This window comes from Phycicoccus sp. 3266, assembly GCF_031456495.1.
Classification (GTDB): domain Bacteria; phylum Actinomycetota; class Actinomycetes; order Actinomycetales; family Dermatophilaceae; genus Pedococcus.
The window spans coordinates 83,464-90,238 of record NZ_JAVDUW010000004.1 but is presented as its reverse complement, the minus strand read 5'-3'; the positions used below and the strand labels follow the sequence as shown (position 1 = coordinate 90,238).

8 protein-coding genes are annotated in these 6,775 nt (G+C 71.7%); all 8 read right to left on the bottom strand.

Features of this window, described 5'->3' with window-relative positions; genetic code table 11:
- Nucleotides 1–412: 412 nt before the first annotated feature.
- Nucleotides 413–1,336 (bottom strand): RluA family pseudouridine synthase, encoded by a 924-nt coding sequence (locus tag J2X64_RS18700; protein WP_310157773.1) that lies wholly within the window; start codon nucleotides 1,334–1,336, stop codon nucleotides 413–415.
- A complete protein-coding gene (gene lspA, locus J2X64_RS18695; RefSeq protein ID WP_310157772.1) occupies nucleotides 1,329–1,928 on the bottom strand; it encodes a signal peptidase II in 600 nt (199 codons plus the stop codon). Before lspA ends, J2X64_RS18700 begins: the two co-directional genes overlap by 8 nt.
- Nucleotides 1,901–2,812: a TraR/DksA C4-type zinc finger protein gene (locus J2X64_RS18690; RefSeq protein WP_310157769.1), complete on the bottom strand. Its 912-nt coding sequence runs from the start codon at nucleotides 2,810–2,812 to the stop codon at nucleotides 1,901–1,903. The genes lspA and J2X64_RS18690 overlap by 28 nt, the downstream gene beginning before the upstream one ends.
- 303 nt (nucleotides 2,813–3,115) lie before the next feature.
- On the bottom strand, nucleotides 3,116–4,252 hold the full coding sequence (locus J2X64_RS18685; protein ID WP_310157767.1) for a DivIVA domain-containing protein: 1,137 nt from the start codon (nucleotides 4,250–4,252) through the stop codon (nucleotides 3,116–3,118).
- Nucleotides 4,253–4,393: 141 nt separating this feature from the next.
- Nucleotides 4,394–4,681, bottom strand: coding sequence for a YggT family protein (locus J2X64_RS18680; RefSeq protein WP_310157766.1), 288 nt, complete (start codon nucleotides 4,679–4,681; stop codon nucleotides 4,394–4,396).
- 45 nt (nucleotides 4,682–4,726) lie between these two features.
- Nucleotides 4,727–5,212 (bottom strand): cell division protein SepF, encoded by a 486-nt coding sequence (locus tag J2X64_RS18675; RefSeq protein ID WP_310157764.1) that lies wholly within the window; start codon nucleotides 5,210–5,212, stop codon nucleotides 4,727–4,729.
- A gap of 49 nt (nucleotides 5,213–5,261) precedes the next feature.
- Nucleotides 5,262–5,987 (bottom strand): YggS family pyridoxal phosphate-dependent enzyme, encoded by a 726-nt coding sequence (locus tag J2X64_RS18670; RefSeq protein ID WP_310157762.1) that lies wholly within the window; start codon nucleotides 5,985–5,987, stop codon nucleotides 5,262–5,264.
- Nucleotides 5,984–6,709, bottom strand: a complete 726-nt coding sequence (gene pgeF, locus J2X64_RS18665; RefSeq protein ID WP_310157759.1) for a peptidoglycan editing factor PgeF — start codon at nucleotides 6,707–6,709, stop codon at nucleotides 5,984–5,986. Before pgeF ends, J2X64_RS18670 begins: the two co-directional genes overlap by 4 nt.
- Nucleotides 6,710–6,775 lie beyond the last annotated feature (66 nt).

Genomic DNA, 6,775 nt, shown 5'->3' with positions numbered 1-6,775 from the left:
TCAATTCACTGACTGAGCAAGAACAACTAGCAATTGCTAGAAATTCATTGTCAACCAAAGGAAATTCGTTCGAAGCAACCCACAACCAAACCATCCAGTCCAGCCACGAGCCACCCCGAAACGAGGTAATTGGCATCGATTTTTGACACGCTGTTGAGTTCTCAAGGATCGGACGCGCACCATCAACACTGCGATTTCTCGCGGATGTTTCCGGGGCAACCGTTCTAGGTTATTCGCTTCGCATCTTGGGCGTCAAATCCCCTCCGCCTCGAGAAGAGGCGGTCCAGGACCTCGCGCGCTTGGCGTTCGGCGATGACGAAACTGTAGCACCGCGCCGGCCGAGGACCAAAATCCAGCCCTTGCTCCCCCGCCCGCAGGCCGCTGACCTGCGCAGATGCCTCCGTGGGGTGCCTCAGAGACGGTCGAGGGCGTCCTGGAGGTCCTGCGGGTACGGGCTCTCGAAGGAGACGTACTTGCCCGTTCCCGGGTGCTCGAACCCCAGGCCGACGGCGTGCAGCCACTGCCGCTCCAGGCCCAGCCGGCGCGCCAGCGTCGGGTCCGCGCCGTAGGTGAGGTCACCGGCCAGCGGGTGGTGCAGTGCGCTGAAGTGGACCCGGATCTGGTGCGTGCGGCCGGTCTCGAGGTGGATGTCGAGCAGGCTCGCGGCGCGGAACGCCTCGATCACCTCGTAGTGGGTGACGCTCGGCTTGCCCTTCTCCATCACGGCGAACTTGTAGTCGTAGCTCGGGTGGCGGCCGATGGGCGCGTCGACGGTGCCGATGACCGGGTCGGGCAGGCCCTGGACGAGGGCGTGGTACTTCTTGTCGACCGACCGCGAGCGGAACGCCTGCTTCAGCACGCTGTAGGCGTACTCGGACTTGGCCACGACCATCAGGCCGGAGGTGCCGACGTCGAGCCGGGACACGATGCCCTGCCGCTCGCTCGCGCCGCTCGTCGCGATGCGGAAGCCTGCCGCGGCGAGTCCGCCCACGACCGTCGGCCCGGTCCAGCCGACGCTGGGGTGGGCCGCGACCCCGACGGGCTTGTCGACCACGACGAGGTCGTCGTCGTCGTGGACGATGCTCATCCCCGGCACCGGCTCGGCGCGGACCTCGACGCCGGGACCGGTCTGCGGCGACGGGAGGGCCACCTCGAGGAGGTCCCCCGCGCTCACCCGGTCGGACTTGCCCGCGCTGGAGTGGTTCACCTGCACGTGGCCGGACGTCGCGAGCTCGGCGGCCTTGGTCCTCGAGACGCCGAAGAGGCGAGCGAGTGCTGCGTCGACCCGCTCCCCCTCGAGGCCGTCGGGCACGAACAGGGTGCGCGTGTCAGACATGCGTCGCCTCGTGCCCGGCCTCGTGGCGCCCAGGCTCGGGCCGGCTGCCGTCGACGCTGATCCCCCGGAGCGCGAGCAGGCCGATGAGCACTGCGGCGCCCACGATGGCGATGTCGGCGACGTTCCCGATGAACAGGCCGAAGTAGTCGATGAAGTCGACGACGTGGCCGCGCCCGGGCCCCGGCTCACGCACCATGCGGTCGGTGAGGTTGCCGACCGAGCCCCCGAACAGCAGCCCCAGGGCCCAGGCCCACGACGTGCTGCCGATGCGCCGGGCGGTGCGAACGATGAACACGAGCACGCCGAACGCGATGAGGGTCAGCACCCACGTCGCGCCGTTGCCGATCGAGAACGCGGCTCCGGGGTTTCGGATGAGGTTGAGCCGGATGAAGTCCCCGACCAGCGGAACCGGGTCGCCGGGCGTGAGCGCGACGAGCGCCCAGGCCTTGGTCAGCTGGTCGGCGACGTATGCCGTGACCGCAGCGGCGGCGAGGAGCACGAAGAGCCGTCGCCGGTTCGGTGAGGAGGTGGGGGTGGTGGAAGGGATGTGGTCGTCGGCCGGGATCAGCGGCGCTCCTGCTTCGTCTTGCATGTCACGCATAGGGTCGCACGAGGAGCGGCCTGGAGGCGAAGTTTGCCGATCGGGTTGCCGCAGGACTCGCACACGCCGTAGGTGCCGTTGTCGAGCCGCTCGAGCGCGTGGAGGTTCTGCTCCAGCATCTCGCGGGCGTTGTTCGCCAGCGAGATCTCCTGCTCGCGCTCGAAGGTCTTGGCCCCGGCGTCGGCCTGGTCGTCACCGGCGCCGTCGCCCGCGTCACGCATGAGGCCGACGAGCTCGGCCTCGGCGTCGGTGATCTCGCTGCGCAGCCGCTGCACGTCCGCCTCGATCTCCGAGCGGACCGCCTTGAGCTCCTTGGCCGTCCACGGCGACTCGTCGGCCCGGACGACCAGCGACGCCGGCGACTTGGTGGCCTTCTTCGCAGCCGCCTTCGTGGCGGGGCCCGCCTTGGCCGGTGCCGCCTTGGTGGCGGGGGCCTTGGTGGCAGCGGTCTTCGTGGCAGCGGCCTTGGTGGCCGCGGCCTTCGTGGACGCAGCTGCCTCGGCAGCACTCTTCTTCACGGGAGCAGCCTTCGGAGTCGGTGTGGCCTTGGTCGCCGCGGCCTTGCTCGCGGTCTTCTTCGTGGCCGGCGCGGCCTTCGTCGCTGTCGCTTTGGTCGCGGTCTTCTTCGTGGCCGGCGCGGCCTTCGTCGCTGTCGCCCTGGTCGCGGTCTTCTTCGTGGCCGGCGCGGCCTTCGTCGCTGTCGCCTTGGTCGCGGTCTTCTTCGTGGCCGGGGCGGCCTTCGTCGCCGCAGCCCTGGTCGCGGCCTGTGTCGAGGCCGGCGCGGCCTTCGTCGCCGCAGCCTTGGTCGGGGCCTTCTTCCTGGCCGGCGCAGCCTTCGTCGCCGTCGCCTTCGAGGCAGGGGCCGCCTTCGCCACGCGGGCGGTGGTGGAGCTCCGGGACGGGGCTCGGCTGGCCGCCGCCGTCGTGCTGGCTCTCGCCGTGTCAACCATGGTGCCGCGCCCCTCGCTTCCACAGCGCTCGGCGGTCCGAGCGCGGACAGGTGCGGCGAGGATAAGCGCTGCACGCTGCGTACTCAACGGCAAAACGCGTAACTTCCGAAACACGGAAGCACCCTGGTCGCACCGGGGATGCGGGCAAGGGACCTCCGCGGCCTCCGCACGACGACGGCGCCCCGCCGCCGAAGCGGTGGGGCGCCGTCGTGCTCAGCCTGACCGGGGTCAGCCGTTGCTCTCGGCAGCGGCGTCCGCGGGCTCGACCGCCGTGTCGTCGAGGTCCTTGAGCTGGTCCTCGATGTAGCTCTTCAGGCGGGCCCGGTAGTTGCGCTCGAACGCCCGCAGCTCCTCGATCTTCTTCTCGAGCATCGTGCGCTCACGCCCGAGCTCCTCGAGGATCTGGGCCTTCTTCTGCTGCGCCTCGTGCACCATGCCCGTCGAGCGCTCGCGAGCCTCGGTGATGAGCTGCTCGTGCTTGGACTCGGCCTCGGCGACGAGCTGGTCGTGACGCGACTGCGCGGTGCTGAGGAGCTCGTCGTGACGGGACTGGCCCTCGGTCACGAGCTCGTCGTGACGGGTCTGCGCCTCGGCGATGAGCCGGTCGCGCGTCTGCTCGCCCTGGCCGACGTGCTCGTCGTGCAGGCGCTGCGCCATCTCCAGCAGCGCGGCGGCACTGGCGCCACCTCCGACGGCCGCACCGGCCAGCGCGGCGGCGCCGTTGCCCTCTCCCTGCTGGGCCGGCTGGGCCGCAGCGGCGGCCGCGGCCTGCTCCGCACGAGCCTGCGCCTCCTGCGCGCGGGCCTCGGCCTCCTCGGCGCGCTTCTGCGCCTGCTCGGCCTCCTGCTGGGCGGCGGCGAGGCGCTGCTCCGCCTCCTGCGCGCGGGCCTCGGCCTCGCCGGCCTGGGCCTCGACACCCTGCTGTGCCTTGGCGATCCGCTCCTGGGCTGCCTGCTCCGCCTCGGCGGCGCGCTCCTGGGCCACGCGCTCGGCCTCGTCCGCCTTGGCCTGCGCCTCGGCGATCCGCTTCTGGGCGGCCTGCTCGGCCTCCTCGGCCTGCTTCGCGAGGGCGGCGACGCGCTCCTCGGACTCACGCTTGGCGCGGGCCTCGGCCTCCTGGGTGGCCTTGGCCTCGGCGTCGCGCTTGGCCTGCGCCTCGGGGTCGGGCTTGGCCACGGCCGGCATGCCCTTGCTCTGGCGGCACTCGTTGAGCTGGTCGCGCAGGTCGTCGCTGTCCTTGACGAGCTTGCGCATCTCGGCCACGACCTCGTCCAGGAAGTCGTCCACCTCGCGCTCGTCGTAACCGCGCCGGAACTGGGTCGGCGTGAAGTTCTTGTTGAGGACGTCCTCAGGACTGAGCGTCATTAGTCACCTCGTTGGGCTGGCATGAGCAGTGCAGGTCAAGCATCGCAGAGTCGGGCAGTGCCGTCAGCCTAGAGGATGGGGTCGTCCCACTGGACCCGCAGGCCCCACCCGTCTCCCCGTGCGGACGACGACGACAAGCGGCTACAGGATTCCCATGAGCACGCTCGTCACGAGCATGAGCACGAGGAAGGCCAGGTCGAGCCGCACGGCGCCGAGGGTGAGCGGCGGGATGAGGCGCCGCAGCGCCTTCAGCGGCGGATCCGTGATGGTGTACACCGCCTCCGCCACCACGAGCAGCGCGCCGCGTGGCCGCCAGTCGCGGGCGAAGGCCTGGACCCAGTCCAGCACGAGCCGCCCGAGGAGCACGACGAAGAAGAGGAAGACCACGAAGCGCACCACGCTGGCGACGGGGTTCGAACCGAGCAGCATGCGCTCACCCTGCCATGCGGGGCTGTCCGGGGCCGGTGGCGGGGGTCAGCTCTGGTTGAACAGGCCGCGCGCGGACGGCGCGGGCACGCCCTCCTCGGCGGAGACCTCGACGTGGGCCGGCGACAGCAGGAAGACCTTGGACGTGACGCGCTCGATCGACCCGTGCAGGCCGAAGACCAGTCCGGCGGCGAAGTCGACGAGGCGCTTGGCGTCGGCGTCGTCCATGTCGGACAGGTTCATGATGACGGGGGTGCCGTCGCGGAAGCTCTCGCCGATGTTCTTGGCCTCGTTGTACGTCCGCGGGTGGATCGTGGTGATGCGGTTGAGGTTCCCGACCTCGACGTCGCGGACGACCCGGGCCACCGGCGTGCGCTGCGGCAGCGGCGTGACGGCGGCGGACCGCTCCTGGGCGGGGGCCTCGTGGCGCTGCTGCTGCTGCGGCTCGTCGTAGTCGTCGTAGTCGTAGCCGTCGTACTGCTCGTCCTCGGCGAGCCCGAGGTACACCATCGTCTTGCGCAGCGCCCCAGCCATTGAGAGCTCCCTTGGTCTTCTTCGTGTGTGCGGTCGTCCGCGACTGAAGTTACCGGTGTGACTGGCGCGATCCGAGGATTGCGGTGCCGACACGCAGGTGTGTCGCCCCGTGGGCGACGGCCTGCTCGAGGTCCCCGCTCATGCCCGCCGAGATCCAGGAGGCGTCGGGGTGGGCTGCGCGTATGCCGTCGGCGACGTGCCGCAGCCGGGCGAAGGCCGGCGCGGGGTCGGCGCCGAGGGGGGCGACGGCCATGACGCCGCGCAGGTCGAGGTGCTCGCTCCCAGCGACCGCGTCGGCGAGGGCCGGGGCCTGCGCCGGCGGCACGCCGCCACGGCCCTCCGCCTCGTCGAGGGCGACCTGCACGAGCACCTCCAGCCGTCGGCCCGCCCGGCCCGCTGCCCGGTCGAGGGCACCCACGAGCTTGGGCCGGTCGAGGGACTGGACGACGTCGGCGTACGAGACGACGGAGTGCGCCTTGTTGCTCTGCAGCTGGCCGATGAAGTGCACCCGGAGGTCGGCCCGCCGGGTCACCTCGGCGAACTTGGCAGCCGCCTCCTGGTCGCGGTTCTCCCCCACCGCCCGGACCCCGAGCTCGGCGAGCAGGTCGACGTCGGCCGCATGGAAGAACTTCGTCACGGCGATGAGCGTGACCTCCGCGGGGTCGCGTCCCGCCGCGGCGCAGGCGGCCTCGATCCGTGCGTGGACGGCGGCGAGGTTGCGTGCGAGCTCCGCCCGGCGGTCCCCCGCCTCGGCCAGCGGGGCTCCAGCGCTCACGCGGCGTCCAGCGCGACGACGCCGGCGAACCGACCGGTGCGGCCGTCCCGGCGGTAGGAGTACAGGTCTCGCTCCTCGCGGGCGCAGCCGGGCAGCCACTGCACCGAGACCCCGGTCGCCCGCAGCTGCGACACGACACCGGCCGCGACATCGATGGCCGGAGTGCCCGTCCACGAGACGGTTGCCGACTCCGGTGCCACCCGGGCGGACTCGGCCCGCATCTCCTCGGGCACCTCGTAGCAGCGCCCGCAGACCGAGGGGCCGACGACCGCGGCGATGTCGCGGGCGCCGAGGTCGCGCATGCGCTCGACGGCGACGCCGACGATGCCCGCGGTCATGCCGGGGCGTCCGGCGTGCACTGCGCCCACGACCCCCGCGTCGGGGTCGGCCAGCAGCACCGGCGTGCAGTCGGCGACGAGCACGGCGAGGCCGAGGCCGGGCTCGGCCGTCACGACGCCGTCCGCCGGGGGCGGGCCGCCGGGCGGCCACGGGCCGTCGGCCACGAGGACCTCGCGCCCGTGGCACTGGTCCAGGAACAGCAGGCGTTCGCGCGACAGCCCCATCGAGGTCGCGACGAGGAGCCGGTTCTCCTCCACGGCGGCGGGGTCGTCCCCGACGTGACCCCCGAGGTTGAGCGACGCGAACTCGCCGGCGCTCGTGCCGCCCAGCCGGTCGGTGACGGCCCACCGGACCCGGCTGCTCTCCTCGCGCCAGTAGAACACGGGCCCCAACCTACGACAGGGGGCGCCGGACGATGTCGTCCGGCGCCCCCTGTCGGCGTGTGGTCA

Excerpts from the sequence above, each read along its gene's own strand:
- J2X64_RS18700 (WP_310157773.1), bottom strand. The coding sequence starts at position 1,336 with ATGTCTGACACGCGCACCCTGTTCGTGCCCGACGGCCTCGAGGGGGAG.
- lspA (WP_310157772.1), bottom strand. The coding sequence starts at position 1,928 with ATGCAAGACGAAGCAGGAGCGCCGCTGATCCCGGCCGACGACCACATC.
- J2X64_RS18685 (WP_310157767.1), bottom strand. The coding sequence starts at position 4,252 with ATGACGCTCAGTCCTGAGGACGTCCTCAACAAGAACTTCACGCCGACC.
- J2X64_RS18680 (WP_310157766.1), bottom strand. The coding sequence starts at position 4,681 with ATGCTGCTCGGTTCGAACCCCGTCGCCAGCGTGGTGCGCTTCGTGGTC.
- J2X64_RS18675 (WP_310157764.1), bottom strand. The coding sequence starts at position 5,212 with ATGGCTGGGGCGCTGCGCAAGACGATGGTGTACCTCGGGCTCGCCGAG.